We start from the raw sequence: 20911 nt of genomic DNA, 5'->3' as shown, positions 1-20911 counted from the left end.
AAATAAGTCACTCGGGAGGGCATATGAGGCCTTGGATCATAGTGCTACTGGGTGGGCTCAGCCTGCCTGCCATGGCGGGTCAGGTGATCGTCAATCAGGGGATGTCCGTTGCGGATACCTTTGACCTGCGCGATCAGCTGGCGCGAGAACACGAATGGCAGGAGTGGCTGCGCTACCAGCAGGCCATCAAGTGGCTGGAGGTATTGCCGGTCAACTGCGAGCTGATGAGCCAGCCGGGCGGCGGCTATCGCTGTGGCGGTGATTACTATCGTCCCTACCAGAAAGATGGTCGTGAAATATACATTCAGGGCAATCCTGCCGGAGATGCGGCCGGTCAGCTGCCGCAAACACCGACAAAAAAGGCGCCATAAGGCGCCTTTCTCATTCCGTGTGACGCTTACTTGGCAGCGTAACGCTCGGCAGAGGTCTTGATCTCGGCTTCGGCAGCAGCCTTGTCGCCCCAGCCTTCCACCTTGACCCATTTGCCCGCTTCCAGCTCTTTGTAGCGCTCGAAGAAGTGCTGGATCTGGGCTTTCAGCAGTTCCGGCAGATCGTTCACATCCTGGATGTGGTCGTACTGCTTGGTCAGCTTGGAGTGCGGTACAGCAACGATCTTGGCATCTTCGCCAGATTCGTCGGTCATCTTCAGCACGCCAACCGGACGGCAGCGAATGACGGAACCGGCCAGCAGCGGGTAGGGGGTCGGAACCAGTACGTCGACGGGGTCACCATCCAGAGAGAGGGTCGCGTTCACGTAGCCGTAGTTGCACGGATAGAACATCGGGGTAGACATGAAGCGATCGACGAAAATAGCGCCGCTGTCCTTGTCGACTTCGTATTTGATCGGGTCGGCATTCTGCGGGATTTCGATGATGACATAGATATCGTCGGGCAGGCTCTTGCCGGCCGGTACCAGGTTCAGGCTCATGATATTTCCTTCGTTGTTAGTATCAGGATTGCAGGCCGATATTATAGCGATGTGATGTTAAATGACCATATTTCAGCGGATATCGCAGCCAAAGAAGGGTGATGTTTCCGGTTTGCGGCGCGTTGATGCGTGCAGGATGCAACAAAACAGCTGTTTTGATGCCTTGCCGGTGACCTTGGTCATCGGCAAGGGATGTTGAGTTGCAAGTGCAGAGAGTCAGAGCGAGTAGGGGAGTCTCGACTCGTTGACCAGTCGCGACAGTGCTGTTACGACATGAGGATCAAACTGGGTGCCGGAGCGGGACTGGATATACTCCATGGTCTGCGCCAGCGTCCAGGGCTCCTTGTAGGGGCGTTTGCTGAGCAGGGCATCGAATACATCGACCACCGCCACTATCCTCGCCGACAGCGGGATCTGCTGGCCAGTCAGCTGCAGCGGGTAGCCCTTGCCATCGAAGTGCTCGTGGTGGCCCCGAGCGATTTCGGCGCCGAGAGAGAGGTAGCTGGTGCCCTCCACCATCTCGCCCGCCTTGTGCAAGATATTGGCGCCGATTCCTGCGTGCTGCTCCATGATGGCCCGCTCTTCCGAGTCGAACCGCCCCGGTTTGTGCAGGATATGATCGGGGGTACCGACCTTGCCCACATCGTGCAGGATGGAAGCCATGCCGATCATTTCGACAAACTCCGGGGTCAATTGCTCCGGATAAACTGCCATCTGCTGCAACTCTTCCACCAGTGCGTCGGAGAGTTTTTGCACCCGCAGTACATGTTCGCCAGTATCGGAGTCGCGAAACTCTGCCAGCGCCGCCAGTGCCACCACGGTGGCCTCCTGGGCGCGCAGCAACTGGTTGTAGAGATAGAGGTTGTCGTAGGCCGCCGAGATGCGCTGGCAGAAGACATCCAGCAGATCGCACTCGAGGGGAGCTAGGGGTTGGGTAGGGGTAAAGCTCAACACGAACTCGCGGCCATTCTGGGCGGCGATATAGAGGGAATCCTGAGGGTGTTCAAAGCGGTTGCAGCGTGCCGCCAATGCCTTCATGACCGAGTCGTTGAGGGTAGGAAAATCGGTTAGCTTGCCCTCGTCCAACAGGGTCTCGTAGTCGCCGGTGGCAGCCAGGATCTCCAGCGTCTCTTCGCCGGGGCGGCGTTCGGCGCAGATAGCCCCTTCGGTGCCCACATCGAGAATGGCGCTGATCTGTTTGAGCACGCCGGAAGCAAACTCCTTGAGTGAATGGAGATGGTAGAGATCGCCCGCGCCCTCCAGAATTTTGCCGAGTCCCTGTCGGCTCTTGTCGATGGCGCTGAGGGTTTCGTAGGAGCGAAGGGAGGCGATGACGGTGGTGAAGAGTTTTTGTACCGTCAACTCGGTCTTGGTTTTGTAGTCGTTAATATCGTAATCGAGGATCACCCTTTGTTCCGGTGCCTGACCGGGCTGGCCGGTACGCAGCACGATCCGCACCAGCGAGTTGCGCATCTCGTTGCGGATCCGGTGCACCAGCCGCAAACCGGCATCTTCGGTCTCCATCACCACATCGAGCAGGATCAGGGCAATCCTGGGATTGGCCTCCAGCATGGTGGCGGCTTCAGCACCGCTGTAGGCGTTGAGCAGCTCGAGCGGGCGAGATTTGTACTGAATATTGGAGAGGGCAAGCCGGGTGGCGTGATGAATATCCGGCTCATCATCCACGATCAGCACTTGCCAGGGATTGAGTGCCTTGGGGACCACGACCTCTTCATCATCGAGTTCGATGATGTCGTCATCCAGCCAGATATCGTCCTTGTCTTGGGCACTGCTCATATCGGTTACGCCTCCGGCGCTCAATGAGTATGTGAAGAGTATGCACGATCACCTCTGTCAGGATCATCAGGATAAGCAGATATCGTGAGCTGGCACCGCCTCTTTCATCTTTACTCGAAAGGCTCAAGATAACTCTGGATCGATTTTTTCAACCAGGCCAATACTTTGCCGTGATAGGCATTTTCTGCCAGATAGACGCCATAGTCTCGCCACTGCAGGCTGAACTTGTGCTTCAGGGTCAGCAGGGTGCCTTGTCGCAGCTGGCTCTGGATAAGTGGCGAGGGGAGCACCGCCCAGCCCAGCCCATCGAGGACCGCGTTACGCATCAACTCGAAGCTGGAGAGACCTATATGCTGGCCTCCCACAGGTAGCAGGCTTTTTACAGAAAATTCATCTACATACGAGAGAGTTACCTGGGTGTGATCGGTCAGATCCTGCTGTTTGACCCGCTTCAGTCCGGCCAGCGGATGGCTGGGCGCCACCACCATCAGGGTGCGGATCGGGTTGAGCAGATCGATGTTGAGGCCGCTGCGCTCCTGATCCTCGGTAATAAGGCCAAATGCGGCATCGACGAACCCCTCTTCAACCAGCGCTGGCAGTTCAGGCGGAGAGGCAAGCACCAGCGAGATACTGGTGCCGGGAAACTGGTTGTGCAGGCTGGCCAGCATCTCGCGCCACACTTGCTCGGGGATGGCGTCATCGCGGGCAACCCGCAGCGCCACTTCGGCACCCGAGGCGTAATGTTTACACTTCTGCTGCAAGCTGTTGGCCGCCTGTAGCAGGCGAGTGCAATCATCAAGTACCAGCTCGCCGATCTCGGTCAGGCGACTCTGATTGGCTCCTCGTTCGAAAAGTTCGACGCCAAGCTCAACTTCCAGTGCTGCGATGGAGGTGCTGACAGCGCTGCGGCTTTTGCCGAGACGACGGGCGGTGTTGGCTATAGAGCCGCTATTGGCTGACTCTACAAAGAGTTCTATCTGATATAGCTTCATGTTTTACAGACCATGACGGATTTTTTCACCATCACCTTAGCGTGCCGAACCAAGGCAAGGCAAACCTGTGGCGTCGGAATAATCGACGCTGAGCGATTGTCGCGAGTTGCTTCTCCCCGTTTACCATCTCTCCCGTCGAAGCAACAAAGGCATCCTATATGTTATTAAGTCGTATGTTTCTGGCCCGGCTGTTTTTGACCGGCGCCATCTTGACCGAGGTCGCCGGCACCTCCAGCATGACCATGATCCCCGAGCAGGGGGCTGGCTGGATGAATTACATCCCGATGTGGCTGTTGATCGGTTTCTCGTACTGGTTGCTGGCAAAAGCCGCCAAAACAATCTCCATTGGTATTGCGTTTGCGCTCTGGGAGGGGCTCGGGATCACCTTGATCACCATAGTGTCGGTTATGTTCCTTGGTTACGATGTGACCGTTCAGGAGCTGATTGGCCTGGCTCTCGCGATAGTGGGGATTGTTATGGTGACCATGGGGGAGACCCATGATGAGCCTGCAACCGGGTCAGTTGAAACGGAGGCCACAGCATGAGTCCGTTTGTGATTGTACTGGGGGCAGCACTGATCGATATCGGCGCCAACATGGCCATCAACCGCTCCAAAGGCTTTCGTTACAAGGGGTGGGGCTTCCTGGGGATCATGCTGGTACTCGGCGCCTTTACCCTGCTCTCGGAAGCGGTAAGTGGCGGCCAGATTGACCTGGCTGTTGCCTACGCCACCTGGGGGGCTATCGGCATCGTCGGTACGGCGCTGGGCGGTTTGCTCTTCTTCGGTGAGCGGCTCAAGCCCATCGGCTGGGCTGGCATGATGGTGATGGCGCTGGCTGTCGTTATGCTGACTACCGCCTGATAACCTGAAGCAATAAGAAAAGCCGCCCGGTCGCAACCGAGCGGCTTTTGTTTGGCTGATTGCTTGGTCGATGCAGGCTCAGCGCGGCGCTTCGTAGAGCTCCAGCGGCAGACCGTCCGGGTCGGCGAAGAAGGTAAAGCGCTTGCCGGTCAGTTCATCCACCCGCACTGGCTCAACATCGACTCGATGGGCATGCAGATGGGCGATGACGCGGTCAAGGTCGCTGACCCGAAAGGCGAGATGGCGCAGGCCGCACGCCTCGGGGTGGGAGGGGCGCTCGGAAGGCGAGGGGAAGCTGAACAGCTCCAGCTGGCTGCCGTCCGGCAGGGCCAGATCCAGTTTCCACGACTGGCGCGCCTCGCGCAGGGTCTCGGCGATGATGGGCAGTCCCAGCACCTCGTGGTAGAAGTGGCGCGAGCGTGGGTAATCGCTGGCGATAATGGCAATGTGGTGAATAGCCTCAAACAACGGCTGGCTCATGATGACTCCTTGTAAGCAGGCTGGGGAGAGGGGCCGCCCGTGCAGCCCCTCTCGCGATGTCAGTTGAAGAATCCACCGAACCACTCATCCAGGGCACTGCGTGGCGTCGTACTGCCGGCACAGCTGGTCGGGGAGCCCATAGTCGAGGTCTTGGCCGGTACCTGCAGGCTGCCCGGGCAGTCGCTGGTGACGCGGGTGCCGCTGGCACGGGAGAAGTTGGCCCAGGTGATCCCCTCCGGGATCTGCAGGCTCAGGCTGTTGACGCCGCGCTGGCTCATGTAGCCGCTAAAGAGCTGCAGAGCACCACTGGCACCGGTCAAGCCTGCCGGGGTGTTGTCGTCGCGACCGACCCAGATACTGACCAGCTCGTTGTTGTCCATCCCGGCAAACCAGGAGTCGCGCAGCTCGTTGGTGGTGCCTGTCTTGGCCGCCATGGTGGCGCCCGGGAACTTGGCACTGAGGGCGCGGGCTGTGCCCTGACTCACCGTCTTGGTCATGGCGAACAGGGTCAGCCAGCTTGCTTGCTGGTCGGTGACCCGCTTGGCGGTCTGATCATGCTGATAGAGCAGGCTGCCATCCCCGTTGACTACGGCGCGAATGGCCGACAGCGGCTGGGTCAGCCCCTGATTGGCGATGGGCAGATACATCTGGTTCACCTCCAGCGGGGAGAGGGCCACCGCCCCCAGCACCAGCGACGGATAGGGCTGGATCTCCTGCTGGACTCCCAGCTTGTGCAGGGTATCGACCACTTTTTCCAGCCCCACCTGCAGACCCAGATTGACGGTCGGTACGTTGAGGGAGCTGGCCAGCGCATCCATCAGCGGTACGCTCTGGCGGAACTTGCGATCGTAGTTTTGCGGTGTCCAGACCTGACCATCCTGACCGCGAATGCGGATCGGCTGATCTTTGAGCGGGGTCGCCAGGGTCAGGCCGTTGGAGAGACCGGTGAGGTAGACCGCCGGTTTCACCAGCGAGCCGATCTGGCGGCGGGCATCCAGCGCCCGGTTGAACCCGGCGTAGCGGGGATCGCGGCCACCCACCAGCGCGACGACTTCGCCCTTGTGCCAGTCGGAGACCACCATGGCCGCTTCCAGCTTCTTCTTGCCGCGCAGCTTTTCGATATCTGCGAGGCCCGATTCGACCGCTCGCTCGGCCGCATGCTGGGCGATGGGGTCGAGGCTGGTGAAGATCTTGAGGCCGGACTGCTTGAGCAGATCGGCGCCGAAGCGGCTCTGGATCTCCCGCTTGAGCAGTCCCATAAAGGCCGGGGTGCGGCCATAACTCATCTGGCCACGGGCGATGATGCCGAGGGGTTGACGGCTGGCCAGTTCATACTCGGCCTGGGTCAGGCTGCCGTGATCCATCAGCAGCTTCAGCACCAGATCACGGCGGGTCTTGGCCCGCTCCGGGAAGCGCCATGGGTCGTAATAGGAGGGGCCTTTCACCAGCCCGACCAGCAGGGCGACCTGATCGATATCCAGCTCGTTGACCGGAATGCCGAAGTAAAAGTAGGAGGCGAGGCCGAAACCGTAGACCCCTTGCGAGAAGTTTTGCCCCAGATAGACCTCGTTGAGGTAGGACTCGAGGATCTCGTCCTTGCTGTAGCGATAGTCGATCAGCACCGCCATATAGGCTTCCTGCAGTTTTCGCCACAGGCTGCGCTCACGGGTCAGGAAGAAGTTCTTGGCCAACTGCTGGGTCAGAGTACTGCCCCCCTGCACGGTACGACCCGCGATCAGGTTGGCGAACATGGCGCGCATGATGGCCACCGGCGAGACGCCGCCATGCTGGTAGAAGTCGCGATCTTCGGTGGTGAGCAGGGTCACCAGCAGGCTGTCGGGCACTTCGGCGATACGCACCAGCAGGCGATCTTCCCGATCTTCGGTATTGAGGCGATCGAGCAGCACCGGGTCCATCTGGGCGTAACCGAGCTGGCGCTGGTTCTCCAGCGACTGGATCCCCTCAAGACGCGGGCCGTTGAAGGTGAGGCGCAGGCCACGGGCTCCGTCGGCGCCATCATAGAACTCGAACGGACGGCGAATCAGCTCGATGCGGTTGCCATTGATGGTGTATTCACCCGGCGTGTGAGGCTGGCGCACCTGCTTGTAGCTCAGCATGTTGAGCTCGCGCAGCATCTGGTCCCGCGACAGGCGCTGGCTGGGGTAGAGCTCCAGCGGGCGGCTGTAGACCATCACCGGCAGCTGCCACTTCTCGCCATCGAAGCGCTCGCGCACCTTGGTATCGAGGTAGATGCCAAACACCACCATAAAGGCCGCCACCACCAGGGAGAGCTTGAAGCCAAGCCAGAACAGCTTGCGCCAGATGGTGCGTTTGGGCGCTGCCTTCTTGGGGGCTCGCTTGCGTCGTTGGGTTGCCATAAATCCTCTTTGCTTTCCTTTCTACTTGTTATGTCGCATTCGCGAACGTCCGAGCGGGATTAACCCGCCGAACCTAGATGCCCATCTTCTTTTTGGTGACTTTGGTCGGCATCGCTTCCAGCGGATTATCCGGCCAGTAGTGGCGGGGATAGCGCCCCTTCATCTCTTTCTTCACCTGCTCGTAGGATCCTGCCCAGAAAGCGGCCAGATCGGCGGTGATCTGCAGCGGTCGCTGAGCCGGGGAGAGCAGCTCCACCACCAGCGCCACCCGGCCATCGGCCACGCAGGGGGTAGAGCCTTGTCCGAACATCTCCTGAATGCGTACCGGGATCACCGGTGCCTGCCCCGGCTGATAGCGGATCCGCACCCGGCTGCCGGTCGGTGCCGCAAAGTGGCTCGGCAGCGCCTCGTCCAGCCGTTTGGGCAACGGCCAGGGCAGGGATTGACGCAGGATGTCGCTCATATTGAGCTTCTTCAGCTGCTCCAGCCGGGTCATACCGCTCACCGCTGGCAGCAGCCACTGTTCCAGCGTGGCCAGCAAAATTTCCTCATCCATCGTGGGCCACCCCTCATCAGGCAGCCAGTCGCGGGCGCAGCGCAGGCGGGCCAGCAGCCCTTCGCTGCTCTCGTCCCAAGGCAGTACATGCAGCCCCTTGCGGCGAATGCCTTGCAGCAGGCAGCGCCCTTTCTGCTCGTCAGAGAGTTCGGTCAGCGGTCGCTGGCTCCGCACCAGCTCGCCGATCACCTGCTGGCGCTCGGCGCGCACCCGCTCTTCCCGCTCATCCCAGTCGAACCACTGCCGTTCGCTCACCAGCTCCGGCAGCAGGCGTACCAGCTCGTCCAGATCGACCGGTTCGGCGATAAAGATGCGGCTGCCGCGATCGTTCTGCCCCATCTCGATGGCGATAAGGGCGGCTTGTCCCTCACAGGGATGACCTTCTACCAGATCGCAGCTCACCCCACCACTGAGTTGATAGCGACTGCCGCTACGCAGTTTGCCGATGCGATCCGGCCAGGCGAGAGCACAGAGCAGCCCCAGCCACTGACCCTGCGCATTGGCTGGGCGCACGCCAAGCCGTTCAAACCAGCGGGCCGCGCTCTGGCGCAGGGCGTTTTGACGGCGGTGGAACAGCACAGAGAGGCGCTCCGATCCTCGCAGATCTTCTTCCTGCAACGCCACCAGATATGCGGCATCGGCGACAATCCCTGTCAGACCCTCGGACTCCAGCTCGCGGGCGCGCAGCAGCATGCGGGCGAGGCGAGGGTGGGTACCGAAGGCGGCCATGGCGCGGCCAGCGGCAGTGAGTTGTTGCTCACCCTCCGGCTTCATGGCGCCAAGAGCCACCAGCAGCCGCTGGGCGCTGGCCACCGCAGCGGCGGGGGGTATGTCCAGCAGCGGCAGATCTTCCACCTTTGCCCCCCACTGGGCGGCGTCCAGCAGCAGGCTGGTCAACTCCTGAGTGAGAATGTCTGGCGGGCTCTGCTCGGCGAGCCGCTCCTGCACTTCGTTGCTCCAGAGCCGGTAGCAGACACCGGGGCCGAGGCGACCGGCGCGACCGGCTCGCTGGGTGGCGGAGGATTTGGCTATCTGGCGGGTCTCCAGTCGGGTGACACCGCTTTTCAGATCATAGGAGGCCCGTCGTTCCAGCCCGCTATCGATCACCACCGAAATCCCCTCAATAGTGAGGGAGGTCTCCGCCACATTGGTGGTGAGCACCAGCTTACGGCGGCCGGCAGGCGCTGGTTCGATGGCTGCCTGCTGCGCCGCCATGTCGAGGCGGCCGTAGAGGGGGGCGAGGGTCACGTCGTCCGGCAGTTTGTCTGCCAACCATTGCGCCAGTCGCTCGATCTCACCCTGTCCCGGCAGAAAGACCAGCAGGCTGCCATCTTGCTCGGCCAGCGCTTCGAGTACCACGGCGCCGACCTGCGGCTCCAGCCATTGCTGGCGATTGGCGGGGCGGTAGTGGTAGTCGATGGGGAAACCGCGCCCCTCGGAGCGAACCACAGGGGCATCCGGCAACAAGGTCTCGAGTGCCATGCCATCCAGGGTTGCGGACATCACCAGCAGCTTGAGGTCATCGCGCAATCCCTGCTGGCTCTCGATGGCGAAGGCCAATGCGGTATCGGCGTGCAGACTGCGTTCGTGGAACTCATCGAAGATGACCAGCGAAACGCCAGTCAGCTCCGGGTCTTGCTGCAACATCCGGGTCAGTACCCCTTCGGTGACGATCTCGAGCCGGGTTGCTGCGCTGGTGCGGCTCTCGCCACGCACTCGCAGGCCGATGCGCTCGCCCACCTTCTCCCCCAGTTGGCGCGCCAGAAAAGTGGCGATATTGCGCGCCGCAAGGCGCCTTGGTTCCAGCATGATGATGCGGCCGGGTAGCCGGTTCTGACGCACCAGCTCCAGCGGCAGCATGGTCGATTTGCCCGCGCCGGGTGGCGCCTGCAGGATCACGCTGGTGTGGCTGTCGAGGGCGGCAAAGAGTTCGGGCAATACCGAAACGATGGGGAGCTGGGACAAAGCGATGAGCACCTTCTGTGGCAACCGGTAAAACGGCGCCTATTCTGCCACAGCCGCCCGTGCCACCGTGAGTGGATGTGCGGATATGGCCACTCGGGCGGGAGGCTGGCGAGACATGGCCGGATAGCTGCCATAGAATGGGCCCATCCAATGAGCGTGAAAAAGGCATTATCACCACATGGCCAAACTCTTCTTTGCCCTGCCCGTCAAGGAGCTCGCCCCCGAGCTCATCGCCTGGCGCGATCAGCTGCCCTGGCCCGGTCAGCCGGTGCCGCAAGCCAACCTCCACCTGACCCTGGCATTTCTGGGTGAGGCTGACGAGTTGACCACCCGCCGCCTGATCGCCGCCGTGGAGCGTCAGCACTGTCCGCCGCTCTCCATCAGGCTGGATGAGACCGGCTGGTTCAGCCGGGCCAAGGCTGCCTGGATTGGCCCGAAGGAGTGGCCCAACGAGCTGACCGTGCTGGCAAAGGCGCTGCGCCGTCACGGCGAGAAGTTGCGCCTTGGCAATGGCGAGCAGGGTTATCGCCCCCATGTCACCCTGTCGCGCAAGGCGGGTGAGGCTCCGGCCATCCTGCCTGCCCCAAATTTTCTGCTGCAGGCCGATGAGTTCTGCCTCTATCAATCCATCTCGACTCCGGACGGGGTACGCTACGAGCCGCTTGCCTGCTGGCCGCTGCGCGCCCGGGTAAAAGAAGACGCGCGGAGGGCTAACCCGTGATCTTTGATCCCCCCCTGCAATCGGGCCAGCTGGTGGCCCGCTACAAGCGCTTTCTGACCGATGTGCAACTCGATAACGGCGAGGTCATTACCATCCATTGCGCCAATACCGGTGCCATGACCGGTTGTGCCGATCCGGGTACTCGGGTCTGGTACTCCACCTCCGATAACCCCAAGCGCAAGCTGCCCAACAGCTGGGAGATCGCCGAGAGCCCGGCGGGCCACTTTATCTGCGTCAACACGGCGCGCGCCAACCAGATTGCCCGGGAGCTGATCGAGCAGGAGGCCATCGCTCCGCTGGCGGGGTACAGCCGGTTGCGCACCGAGGTGAAGTATGGCGAAGAGAACAGTCGCATCGATCTGTTGCTGGAAGATGACGAGAAGGGCAATTGTTACATCGAGGTAAAATCGGTCACCCTGCTCGACGAACGTGAAGATCCGGGTATGGGCTACTTCCCCGATGCGGTCACCGCCCGTGGTGCCAAGCATTTGCGCGAGTTGATGGCGATGAAAGCAGCGGGCCACAGGGCCGTGCTGCTATTTATGGTGTTGCACTCCGGAATAAGCCGGATGCGCCCTGCAACCCATATAGATCCGCACTATAGTCTGCTAATTGAGCAGGCAATCGCGGCGGGGGTTGAAATTTTATGCTATCGGCCCCATGTTGGGGTGCAAGGCATGGTGGCTCAAGGGTTTATCCCGTTTGAATCTGGTCACCTGTTACCCGAGGGGAGTGCATAAATATTGGAGTGGGTAACATTATTGGTACGGCTCGTTTGCTTACCCGTTACCCTTCTGCTATAGATGTCGCCCTCAATTTATGGATGGCACGGGTAGCGTGCTGAATTAGGAGACAGGGCATGCCAACAGGCGAAAACAGGAAATCTCTGGGCCCCCTGGCCATTGCGGGTGTCGCGCCTTACCAGGAAAAGCCGGGTGAGGAGTACATGAATGACCAACAAAAGGCGCATTTTCGCAAGATCCTGGGTGCCTGGCGCAACCAACTGATGCAGGAAGTTGATCGTACCGTCGACCATATGAAAGACGAGGCTGCCAACTTCCCGGATCCCGTGGATCGTGCCGCGCAAGAAGAAGAGTTCGCTCTTGAACTGCGTACCCGCGACCGTGAACGCAAGCTGATCAAGAAGATCGAGAAGACCTTGCAGCTGCTTGAAGACGATGATTTCGGTTACTGCGAACACTGCGGTATCGAGATCGGTATCCGTCGTCTGGAAGCCCGTCCGACTGCCGACCTCTGTGTCGATTGCAAGACGCTGGCCGAGATCAAGGAAAAACAGATGGCCGGTTGATCCCGACCCTCTGGTTGTCTAGTCCTGAAATAGGTTTACACATTTTCAACTAGCATTTATCTACTCAGAACCCCCTATGTACCGCATCGGGGGTTCTGTATTTCAACGCATGATGCGGCCGCTCCATGTTGTAAATATTCACAGCTTCACGCACCATTTCCCGCGCTTGCGTCAAATCCTGCGGGCTTTGCAACAACAACTCTCCTTTCAAAATCCCGTTCACCCGCTCCGCCAACGCATTCTGGTAACAGTCATACCCATCCGTCATCGAGCATTTCACCCCGTACCGTTCATGTAATGACTGATACAGTCCCGAGCAATACTGCACGCCGCGGTCTGAGTGATGGATTAGCTCCCCGCCGCCACGTCGTTGCTTCAGTGCTTTCTTGAACGCCATCGCCACCGATTCGGCGTGCATCCCTTCGTGCACGTGATGGCCCACTATCTTGCGTGAGTACGCATCCGTCACCAGGCTCAGGTACAGCGGCCCGCTCCTGGCTGGCAGATAGGTGATATCTGCGACCCAGACCTGCTCCGGGGCCACCGGTGTGACCTGCTCTGGCCCCGCCTTGAGCAAGTTGGGATGACGGTAGAAACGGTGAAAACTGTGGGTGGTCTTGTGATACGCCCGCCTGGGCAGCACCAGCAGGCGGTGCTCGGCCAATATCCGAAACAGCCTGTCACGCCCGACTTTGAGCCCGCCATCATCCTGACCCTGGAGCAGATAATGCAGCTTGCGAGTGCCCACCCGAGGTTGTCGCAGTCGAACCTGACGCACGAAGCGCACCACCTGCAGCCCTTGTGCATGGCGCTCGTCGGCGACCCGATTGCGCTTGTAGTAAGCCTGCCGGCTTATCCCCAGAAACAGGCAAGCCCTGACAATGCTCAGCCTTTCGACTTGCCGCTGCGAGAGGACTTGCCGGGTCGCTTTTTTACGATAGAGACGCCGTAGTCATTCTTCAGTACATCGACGACGGCCTCAAAGAACTGGGCTTTCTGACTCATCAGCGCCAGCTGTTGCTCGAGTTCCTTGATACGCTGCTCGGGCGTCTGGTTGTCGGGGTCTGGCATGGTGATGCTCCTGCCGGCACGTACAGAAGCCCCCTGGCTCCAATCTTGCCGACCATGTTTACGTAACCATACCAGAATGGTCGAATTGCCCTGAATGCCATATCGGGCTTGTGCTTGCTGGCAACTGAGCTCGCCTTTTTCAATCTGCTCGACCAGTGCCAGTTTAAAAGTCAGTGAGTAATCGCGCTGTGTCCGTTTCACACCTTGTCCCATCGGGTTCTCCATTTATTGGGGGGGAAAGGTGTAAACCATATTCAGGACGGGACAGGTATATGAAAAAGGGAGCTCGCGGGCTCCCTTTTTTATTGAGCTTTTGGCGGTCGCGCCCCAGAATGCAGCCTCAATGAATCGCTTACCCGAACAGTCATGCCAGTGAATCCCCCGTCCTCACCCTTTGCACGTCCCTATGTCGGCCGCTTTGCCCCCTCACCCTCAGGCCCGCTTCATTTCGGTTCGCTGATCGCCGCCCTCGGCAGCTTTTTGCAGGCCAGAGCGCAGCAGGGACGCTGGCTGGTGCGCATCGAGGATATCGATCCGCCGCGGGAGATGGCGGGGGCTGCGGCCCTGATCCTCAAGACCCTTGAAGCATATGGCCTCGAGTGGGATGGGGAGGTGATGTTCCAGAGCGTGCGCCACGGCCGTTATGACGAGATCATCGACCAGCTCTATCGGGCGGGGGACCTCTACTGGTGCCGTTGCACCCGGCGCGAAATCATGGCCGCGGGCGGTCTCTACAGCGGCCACTGCCGCACCCTCGGGCTTGCGGCCGAAGGTTGCGCTGCCCGGCTGCGACAGCACCATCCGATCTACCACTTCGACGATCGGTTGCAGGGCCATATTGCGGTACCGGCGGCGCTCGCCGAGGAGGATTTCATTATCCGCCGCCGCGACGGGCTCTATGCCTACAACCTGGCAGTGGTGGTGGATGATATGGACAGCGGCATCACCGAGATAGTGCGCGGTGCCGATCTGCTGGAGCCCACGGTGCGCCAGATTGCCCTCTACCAGACCCTGGGGGCACCGGTGCCCGACTGGGTGCACCTGCCGCTGGTGGTGCTGGCAGATGGCAACAAGCTCTCCAAGCAGAACCATGCGCCTGCGCTGGCGCTTGATGAGGTGCGCCCGGCACTGTGGCAGGCGCTGCACTTCCTCGGCCAGTGCCCGCCGCCCGAGCTGATGGCGAGCCGGATCGACGAGATCATCCGGTGGGGTATCGCTAACTGGCAGCTCGAACGGGTGCCCGCCAGCGAGAAAATCCCGCTGGACCTTGAGTAAAAAGAGCCGGTTTTCGTGTAATAGGACGTGAGCTATGCGCAGTTAGACCGCTATTTTTTGGCTCGGTTTGATTCAAATGAGCTGAAGTAGCCACATGGTTTTTCATTTGTGCAGGCCTGAGCTATGTGCAGATTTACCGCTATTTTCGCTGGCAGACGGTTTCATGCGGGATCAATTGTCAGCACGGTTTTTCATTTGGTTAGGCGTGAGCTATGATAGGCCGCTATTTTTTGGCCTCCCGTCAATTTAGAAGTCATGAAGAGGTGTACCATTTTTTCCCAGATCGCAAACTTTTGCCGCAAGGTGCTCGGCAAGGAAGACGGCGAGCAGTCGGTGGAATCCCCCATTCCAGCCCGTGTCGCCGGTCAACGTCGTACCTTAAGCCGTGATCAGCACCCTATTTCGCGCAAAGAGATCAGCGAGAATGCACTCAAGGTGCTCTATCGCCTGAACAAAGGGGGCTATGAGGCCTACCTGGTCGGCGGCGGAGTCCGGGATCTGCTGCTCGGGAAGACGCCCAAGGATTTCGACATCGCAACCGATGCGACGCCGGAGCAGATCAAGGCGCTGTTCAGCAACTGCCGCCTGATTGGCCGTCGTTTCCGCCTGGCCCACATTGTCTTTGGTCGTGACGTGATCGAAGTGGCCACCTTCCGAGGTCACCACCATCAGGTCAATACCAGCAAACATGTGTCGGCCCAGTCTGATGAAGGCATGCTGCTGCGCGACAACGTCTACGGCACCATCGAAGAGGATGCCGAGCGCCGCGACTTTACCGTCAACGCCCTCTACTACAGCGCCAAAGATTTCACCCTGCACGATTTCGAAGGGGGTCTGGAAGATCTGGCCGAGCGCAAGCTTGAGCTGATCGGCGATCCCGAGACCCGTTATCGTGAAGATCCGGTGCGCATGCTGCGCGCCGTGCGCTTTGCCGCAAAGCTGGATATGACCATCAGCCCGCGTACCGCCGCCCCCATCAAGGAGCTGGCGCCACTGCTGCAAGACATACCGGCTGCCCGCCTGTTTGAGGAGACCCTCAAGCTGTTCCTGGCTGGCGACGGTCTGGCGACCTACAAACTGCTGCGCGAGTATGGCCTGTTCCAGCAGCTCTTCCCGCAAGTGGCTGCGCTGTTTACCCCGCACGGCAACTCGCCCTACGAGCAGTTTATCGAGCAGGCACTGATCGATACTGACACTCGCGTTCGTGAAGATAAACGCGTCACTCCCGCCTTCCTCTACGCCACCCTGCTGTGGGGCTGCGTCGAGGCCCGTGGTCGGGTGCTGGAGAACGAGAGCGGCCTGCCTTGGTATGACGCCTTCATGCTGGCGATCAACGAGGTACTGGACAATCAGGTGCGGATCATCGCCGTTCCCCGCCGTTTCACCACAGATGTCCGCGACATCTGGGCACTGCAACAGCGGCTGACCCGTCGTCAGGGCAAGCACCCCGAGCGCGCCATGGAGCATCCCAAGTTCCGCGCGGCGTTCGACTTCCTGTTGCTGCGCAACCGGGTCGAGCGCGGTCTCGGCGAGCTGGCCAGCTGGTGGGAGCGCTATGTTGCCTCCAATCCGGATGTGCGCCCGCAATTGCAGCGTGAAGCGACCCGTCGCCCGGCCAGCGGTGAGCGCGGCGAGGCCCGTAGCCACGATGGCGAGAAGCGCAGCAGCAACAGCCGCAACCGTCGTCGCCCCCGTCGTCGCAAACCGAAAGTGGCCGAGTGACAACAGACGTGATGACCGAGGTCTTCATCGCCATTGGTTCCAACCTGTCTGATCCGCTGGGTCAGGCTCGTCGCGCCGTTGCCGCCCTGGCAAGGTTGCCGGAATCTGTGCTGGTGCAGGCCTCGTCGTTTTACAGCAGCCGCCCCATGGGGCCTGCTGACCAACCGGACTACGTCAATGCCGTGGTCCGGCTCAACACCCGGCTCGCACCCCTTGCGCTGCTGGATCAATTACAAAAAATCGAGCTGGAACAGGGACGTGTGCGCAAAGATGAGCGGTGGGGGCCGAGAACTCTGGATCTCGATCTGCTGCTCTATGGGGATCAGGTGATCAACCATGAGCGCCTGATCGTACCCCACTACGGCATGAAGGAGCGGGAGTTCGTGCTGCTGCCTCTTGCCGAAATTGCGCCTGCTCTGGTGCTGCCCTGCGGCACCCCGCTCGCCCGACTGGTTGCCCGCTGCCCGCACAATGATTTGGCCATCATTGCCCCGCGTGCAGACGTACAGGAGCCTCTATGAGCAAGATCACCACCGCCAGCCTGCTGAAGATGAAGCAGGAAGGTCAAAAGTTCACCGCCATCACCGCCTATGATGCCACCTTTGCCAAGCTGTTCGACGACGAGGGGGCCCACGTGCTGCTTATCGGCGATTCGCTGGGCATGGTGCTGCAAGGGGGTCAGGATACCCTGGCGGTCAACATGGATGAGATGGTCTATCACACCCGCTGTGTGGCGCGCGGTGCCAGCAAGGCACTGGTGGTCGCCGACATGCCGTTCATGAGCTACGCCACCCCCGAGCAGACTTACCAGAACGCTGCCCGCCTGATGGCGGCCGGTGCCCGCATGGTCAAGATGGAAGGGGGCGACTGGCTCTGTGACTCTATCCGTCACCTTACCCGCAACGGGGTGCCTGTGTGTGGTCACCTCGGTCTCACCCCGCAATCCGTTCATGTCTTTGGCGGCTTCAAGGTGCAGGGGCGTGACGAGTTTCAGGCGCAGGAGATCTACCGCCAGGCCCTCGAACTGCAAGCGGCCGGTATCCAGCTGCTGGTGCTCGAGTGTGTGCCCACTGCGCTGGCCGAGCGCATCACCAAGGCGCTTCGCATCCCGGTGATTGGCATTGGTGCCGGCCCCGCGACCGATGGTCAAATTTTGGTGATGCACGATGCCTTTGGCGTCACCTCTGGCTATGTGCCCAAGTTCACCAAGAACTTCCTGGCCGAGACCGGCGATGTGCGTGCCGCCATCCGCCTCTATGTCCAGCAGGTGAGCGAGGGGAGTTTCCCCGGCCCGGAGCACAGCTTCAACTGACCCTGGCAGTTGCATGATGGGGGCTGCGGCCCCCGTCTCTGCTTCTCAGCCTCGCACAGTTAACCCGTATAGCTAATCCGTCTCTTATTGATTCATCTAAAGGTGAACTGCTGATAGCCATTTTCGTGCTTCATCCCGCCCGAGTGCTACCGGTAGATGCAACCCGTCTCTCTTTTTGATTTATCGGAAGGTGAACTGCTGATGTTGGTCGTAAATAATCCCGTCGTTCTGCGTGAGCAGATCAGCCAATGGCGCCGTGAAGGGCGTGCCATCGCATTCGTGCCCACCATGGGCAACCTGCATCAGGGCCACCTGACGCTGGTGAAAGAGGCGCACAGCCACGCCGAGAAGGTGGTGGTCAGCATCTTCGTCAACCCGATGCAGTTCGACAAGGCCGAGGATCTTGCCAACTACCCGCGCACTCTGGAGCAGGATTGCGCTGCGCTGGAAGCGGCCGGGGTCGATATGGTGTTCACCCCGACCCCGGAGATCATGTATCCGCAGGGGCTGGCGAGCCAGACCTTCGTCGAGGTGCCGGGTCTCTCCAATCTGCTGGAGGGGGCGCTGCGTCCGGGTCACTTTCGTGGGGTCAGCACCGTCGTTACCAAGCTGTTCAATCTGGTACAGCCGGATGTGGCCTGCTTTGGCCAGAAGGATTACCAGCAGCTGGCGCTCATTCGCAAGATGGTGGCCGACATGGCGATGCCCATCGAGATCGTCGGTGTGCCGACCGTACGGGCCGAAGACGGGCTGGCACTCTCTTCGCGCAACGGCTACCTGACTGCCGCCGAGCGGGCCATTGCCCCCGAGCTGGCGCGCACCATGAACTGGATCGCCGAGCAGATCGAAGCGGGTGACCACCACCTGCCCTCCTTGGTGGCGCAGGCCAGCCAACGCCTCGACAACGCCGGTTTTCGTACCGATGCCATCGACATCGTCGATGCCGCCACCCTCGAATCCGCCACTGACGAGAGCGCGCAGCTGGTGATCCTGATGGCCGCTTATCTTGGCAAGGCCCGCCTTATCGACAATCAAGTGGTCACGCTGCAGCAAGCCTGAGCCCGCCACAACCAGGAGGACCCCATGTCCAAGAAGGTTTACTGCATTGCCCAATTTCTGCCCAAACCCGGTCAGGAGCAGGCCCTGTTTCAGGTGCTGCAGGCGCTCGAGCCCAACACCCTGCGTGAGGATGGCTGCCTGCAATATCGGGTGACCCGCCACATCGCGAGTCCGTTTGCCGAGGGGGAGAGCTTCCCCATCGTGTTCAACGAGATTTGGCAAGATATGGCGGCTTTCGAAGCCCACTGCCAGCGCGCGGAGATCAAGGCTTTCTTCGAGCGTTACTGTCTGGCGGAAGATGGTTTGGCCGCGAAGTGGAATGTCTGCGTTTATAGCGACGAACCCGAACAGTACGACACCCCCGTAAAGAAGTAATACCCCCAATTGCCAGCGGACGCCCTCTTGGGCGTCCGCTGCTTTTTCACGCCTGCAATCCGGCGTTCTCCCCCGCGACCCCGCTCGCACCCTCTGTTTTCGCTTTCCACAATCGGCCCTGATGGCCGCTACAGGTGTTTATTTATGTTTACCTTGTTTACTTCGTTGCTCTTCTGTCTGCTCTGTTTTGCCCTGACCCGGATTCCCTCTACTGTGCCGCTCTCGCGCAAGGTACTTGCGGGTCTGCTGCTTGGCGCCCTGTTCGGGCTGGCGCTGCAACTGGGCTGGGGCGCCGATGATGCCGGCGTTCAGCAGACCCTGGAGTGGGTCAATATCATCGGCGGCGGCTATGTCAGCCTGCTCAAGGTGGTGATGATGCCGCTGGTGTTCACCTCCATCCTCTCCGCCATCAACAAGCTGGATCAGGCCCAGTCCCTCGGCAAGATCAGCGCCGTGCTGATCGGCTCCATGCTGACCCTGGTGATGATCGCCGGTGTGGTAGGGATGAGCATTACCCACCTGAGCGGCCTTACCGCCACCGGGCTGTTGAGCCACGGCAGCGACGCGGCAGCCCTGCAACAGAGCATGAGCACCATCGACAGTGCCCAGACCCTGCCGGCTCTGCTGCTCTCGCTGGTGCCCACCAACTTTGCTGCTGATATGGCGGGTAGTCGCGGCCTCTCGGTGATCGGGGTGGTGATCTTCACCGTGCTGGCCGGGGTTGCCCTGCTGCAGATGAAGGCGGAGCATCCGGAGGCTGGTGCTCGCGCCGCCGTGGCCATCGACACCCTGCAACTGTGGGTGATGAAGATGGTGCGGGTGGTGATTGCGCTCACCCCCTATGGCGTGATGGCACTGATCGCCCGGGTGGTGGCCCACTATCCCCTGAGCGAGATCCTTAATCTGCTCGGCTTTATTCTGGTCTGCTACGTCGCCATTCTGGCGATGTTTGCCGTGCACATGGTGATCCTGCTGCTGATCGGCCAGAACCCGCTGCACTACCTACGGGAAGTGTGGGGCGTGCTCACTTTCGCTTTTATCTCCCGCAGCAGTGCCGCCTCCATTCCGCTCAGTATCGAGACCCAGCAGCGCCTTGGCGTGCCCGCCAGCATCGCCAACTTTGCCGCCTCGTTCGGTGCCAACCTCGGCCAGAACGGCTGCGCCGGCATCTATCCGGCCATGATGGTGGCGATGATTGCCCCCATGCTTGGCATCAACCCGTTTGATCCCCTGTTCCTGCTGACTCTGCTGCCGGTGATTGCGCTGGGCTCCATCGGGGTGGCTGGCGTCGGCGGTGGCGGCACCTTCGCCGCGCTGATCGTGCTCTCCACCCTCAACTTCCCCATCGCGCTGGTGGGGGTGATGATCGCCATCGAGCCGCTGGTGGACATGGGCCGTACCGCCCTCAACGTCAACGGCTCCATCATGGCGGCCATGATCACCAAGCGCCTGCTGGGCGAACAGGCGCAGAGCGACGTTGTGGAAGGTGACGCGTCCCGAGTCGCCAGCTGACAGCCAGCATCGAAATGAGAGAAGCCCGCAGTTGCGGGCTTCTTTTTTGGGCGAAAGGTCGGGTTACTCGGCCGTGACGGGGTAGCCGGCCCCTTTCCAGGCGAAGATGCCGCCCGGTACCCGATAGACCTGTTGATAGCCCTGATTGACCGCCCAGGCGGCAGCGTTGTGGCTGCGGCCACACTTGACGAAGCCGCAGTAGATCACCACAGGGCGGGCTTTGTCTTCACCCAGCAGCGCCTGGAACTGCTCCGGTGTACCGCTTCCCTCGACAATCTCGCTCCAGTTGTCGCCCGCTTTCGCCTCTTTCACGAAGGCAAAGTTCTTGGCGCCCGGGATATGCTCCTTCTTGTAGGAGTCCTCATAGGGCATGGTGTCGATGATCACCAGCTCCTCGCCCTTGTCCATCCGGGTTTTCAGCTCGGCCACGGTCAGCAGCTGATAGCCCCCCTGCTGCGCCTCCTGTGCCAGCTGCACAGCCGATTACTCAAGCTTCACCTCCTGCTCGAACTGGTTGTCGCCACAGCCCGCGAGGGCAAAGCTGGCGGCGATCAGCGAGGCTACCAGAGTGCGGGATCGCAATGTCATCATGTCACT

The 20911-nt window shown here is 60.6% G+C and carries 20 protein-coding genes and 1 pseudogene; 13 read left to right on the top strand and 8 right to left on the bottom strand.

Translation table 11 applies throughout. From position 1 onward, the window contains the following. The first annotated feature begins 23 nt into the window (after window positions 1-23). A complete protein-coding gene (locus I6L35_RS02630) occupies window positions 24-371 on the top strand; it encodes a hypothetical protein (RefSeq protein WP_216979469.1) in 348 nt (115 codons plus the stop codon). A gap of 26 nt (window positions 372-397) precedes the next feature. Here the strand turns inward: I6L35_RS02630 and ppa are convergent, their stop codons facing one another. From ppa to I6L35_RS02615, 3 genes are all read right to left on the bottom strand, one after another. Continuing rightward, window positions 398-928, bottom strand: coding sequence for an inorganic diphosphatase (gene ppa, locus I6L35_RS02625; protein ID WP_005335667.1), 531 nt, complete (start codon window positions 926-928; stop codon window positions 398-400). 216 nt (window positions 929-1144) lie between these two features. Further along, complete coding sequence (locus I6L35_RS02620) at window positions 1145-2725, bottom strand: response regulator (RefSeq protein WP_216979468.1); 1581 nt, start codon at window positions 2723-2725, stop codon at window positions 1145-1147. Window positions 2726-2835: 110 nt separating this feature from the next. Further along, window positions 2836-3717, bottom strand: coding sequence for a LysR family transcriptional regulator (locus tag I6L35_RS02615; protein WP_216979467.1), 882 nt, complete (start codon window positions 3715-3717; stop codon window positions 2836-2838). 158 nt (window positions 3718-3875) lie between these two features. Between I6L35_RS02615 and I6L35_RS02610 the strand changes: the two genes are divergently transcribed. Both I6L35_RS02610 and I6L35_RS02605 read left to right on the top strand, forming a co-directional pair. Then, a complete protein-coding gene (locus I6L35_RS02610) occupies window positions 3876-4262 on the top strand; it encodes a multidrug efflux SMR transporter (protein WP_216979466.1) in 387 nt (128 codons plus the stop codon). Further along, a complete protein-coding gene (locus I6L35_RS02605) occupies window positions 4259-4579 on the top strand; it encodes an SMR family transporter (protein WP_005335659.1) in 321 nt (106 codons plus the stop codon). Before I6L35_RS02610 ends, I6L35_RS02605 begins: the two co-directional genes overlap by 4 nt. A 78-nt stretch (window positions 4580-4657) precedes the next feature. Here the strand turns inward: I6L35_RS02605 and I6L35_RS02600 are convergent, their stop codons facing one another. The 3 genes from I6L35_RS02600 to hrpB form a co-directional block, all read right to left on the bottom strand. Further along, entirely contained in the window at window positions 4658-5059 is a 402-nt protein-coding gene (locus I6L35_RS02600; RefSeq protein WP_216979465.1) for a VOC family protein, read from the bottom strand. 59 nt (window positions 5060-5118) lie between these two features. Then, window positions 5119-7437 carry a penicillin-binding protein 1B gene (mrcB, locus tag I6L35_RS02595; protein WP_216979464.1) on the bottom strand — a complete coding sequence of 773 codons (2319 nt, stop codon included), beginning with the start codon at window positions 7435-7437 and terminating at the stop codon, window positions 5119-5121. Between the two features lie 73 nt (window positions 7438-7510). Beyond that, window positions 7511-9958 (bottom strand): ATP-dependent helicase HrpB, encoded by a 2448-nt coding sequence (gene hrpB, locus I6L35_RS02590; RefSeq protein ID WP_216979463.1) that lies wholly within the window; start codon window positions 9956-9958, stop codon window positions 7511-7513. 178 nt (window positions 9959-10136) lie between these two features. Here hrpB and thpR point away from each other — a divergent pair, with 178 nt between their 5' ends. From thpR to dksA, 3 genes are all read left to right on the top strand, one after another. Then, window positions 10137-10679: an RNA 2',3'-cyclic phosphodiesterase gene (gene thpR / locus I6L35_RS02585; RefSeq protein ID WP_064335479.1), complete on the top strand. Its 543-nt coding sequence runs from the start codon at window positions 10137-10139 to the stop codon at window positions 10677-10679. Continuing rightward, complete coding sequence (gene sfsA, locus I6L35_RS02580; RefSeq protein WP_139406696.1) at window positions 10676-11419, top strand: DNA/RNA nuclease SfsA; 744 nt, start codon at window positions 10676-10678, stop codon at window positions 11417-11419. The genes thpR and sfsA overlap by 4 nt, the downstream gene beginning before the upstream one ends. Window positions 11420-11538: 119 nt before the next feature. Beyond that, a complete protein-coding gene (gene dksA, locus I6L35_RS02575; RefSeq protein WP_005335644.1) occupies window positions 11539-11988 on the top strand; it encodes an RNA polymerase-binding protein DksA in 450 nt (149 codons plus the stop codon). Window positions 11989-12052: 64 nt separating this feature from the next. Here dksA and I6L35_RS02570 read toward each other — a convergent pair. Beyond that, window positions 12053-13272 (bottom strand): IS3 family transposase gene (locus I6L35_RS02570; protein WP_216979462.1). Its coding sequence is split into 2 segments (ribosomal slippage): window positions 12053-12924 and window positions 12924-13272, totalling 1221 coding nucleotides; the frame shifts between segments, so codons are not numbered across the junction. Between the two features lie 153 nt (window positions 13273-13425). Here I6L35_RS02570 and gluQRS point away from each other — a divergent pair. The 7 genes from gluQRS (at window position 13426) to I6L35_RS02535 (ending at window position 20314) form a co-directional block, all read left to right on the top strand. Beyond that, complete coding sequence (gene gluQRS / locus I6L35_RS02565; RefSeq protein ID WP_216979461.1) at window positions 13426-14334, top strand: tRNA glutamyl-Q(34) synthetase GluQRS; 909 nt, start codon at window positions 13426-13428, stop codon at window positions 14332-14334. 255 nt (window positions 14335-14589) lie between these two features. Next, on the top strand, window positions 14590-16056 hold the full coding sequence (pcnB, locus tag I6L35_RS02560; protein ID WP_005335642.1) for a polynucleotide adenylyltransferase PcnB: 1467 nt from the start codon (window positions 14590-14592) through the stop codon (window positions 16054-16056). 11 nt (window positions 16057-16067) lie between these two features. Beyond that, window positions 16068-16577, top strand: a complete 510-nt coding sequence (folK, locus tag I6L35_RS02555; RefSeq protein ID WP_216980231.1) for a 2-amino-4-hydroxy-6-hydroxymethyldihydropteridine diphosphokinase — start codon at window positions 16068-16070, stop codon at window positions 16575-16577. Beyond that, the gene (panB, locus tag I6L35_RS02550) at window positions 16574-17368 is read left to right on the top strand and encodes a 3-methyl-2-oxobutanoate hydroxymethyltransferase (protein ID WP_128815565.1); all 795 of its coding nucleotides are present in this window, start codon (window positions 16574-16576) and stop codon (window positions 17366-17368) included. The genes folK and panB overlap by 4 nt, the downstream gene beginning before the upstream one ends. A gap of 201 nt (window positions 17369-17569) precedes the next feature. After that, the gene (gene panC, locus I6L35_RS02545) at window positions 17570-18427 is read left to right on the top strand and encodes a pantoate--beta-alanine ligase (protein WP_005335639.1); all 858 of its coding nucleotides are present in this window, start codon (window positions 17570-17572) and stop codon (window positions 18425-18427) included. A 24-nt stretch (window positions 18428-18451) separates the two neighbouring features. Then, on the top strand, window positions 18452-18802 hold the full coding sequence (locus tag I6L35_RS02540; protein ID WP_216979460.1) for a putative quinol monooxygenase: 351 nt from the start codon (window positions 18452-18454) through the stop codon (window positions 18800-18802). A gap of 144 nt (window positions 18803-18946) precedes the next feature. Beyond that, on the top strand, window positions 18947-20314 hold the full coding sequence (locus tag I6L35_RS02535) for a cation:dicarboxylase symporter family transporter (protein ID WP_216979459.1): 1368 nt from the start codon (window positions 18947-18949) through the stop codon (window positions 20312-20314). 63 nt (window positions 20315-20377) lie between these two features. Here the strand turns inward: I6L35_RS02535 and I6L35_RS02530 are convergent. Then, a pseudogene (locus tag I6L35_RS02530) lies at window positions 20378-20905 on the bottom strand (rhodanese-like domain-containing protein). Window positions 20906-20911 lie beyond the last annotated feature (6 nt).

Source organism: Aeromonas sp. FDAARGOS 1405 (assembly GCF_019048265.1).
GTDB classification, from domain to species: domain Bacteria; phylum Pseudomonadota; class Gammaproteobacteria; order Enterobacterales; family Aeromonadaceae; genus Aeromonas; species Aeromonas veronii_A.
This window is presented reverse-complemented; position numbering and strand designations above follow the sequence as displayed.